At 62.5% G+C, this 283-nt stretch carries 1 pseudogene; it reads left to right on the top strand.

What is annotated here, in order from left to right:
* Nucleotides 1-283, top strand: a pseudogene (locus MKK67_RS32995) (flagellar protein); the annotation flags it as partial.

Genomic DNA, 283 nt, shown 5'->3' with positions numbered 1-283 from the left:
GATCAAGTTCAACCCGAAGGGCAACTCGAACCTCACGGTCACGGCCACCGACGAGACCTCGAGCGGCCTGGGCCTGACCTCGATCACCAGCACCTCGGCCAAGACCTCGACGGTCGGGCAGGGGAGCTTCCTGCTCAACGGTGACATCAACACCACCCTGGGCAAGTTGACGACCGCCTCCAGCCAGCTGCGCACCGATGCTTCGACCTTCGGTTCGAACCTGTCTGTGGTGCAGAACCGCCAGGACTTCAGCAAGAACCTGATCAACGTGCTCGACACGGGC

Source organism: Methylobacterium sp. J-072, from assembly GCF_022829425.1.
GTDB lineage: Bacteria > Pseudomonadota > Alphaproteobacteria > Rhizobiales > Beijerinckiaceae > Methylobacterium.
The sequence above is the reverse complement of the archived record's forward strand: the minus strand, read 5'-3'. Positions and strand labels throughout refer to the sequence as shown.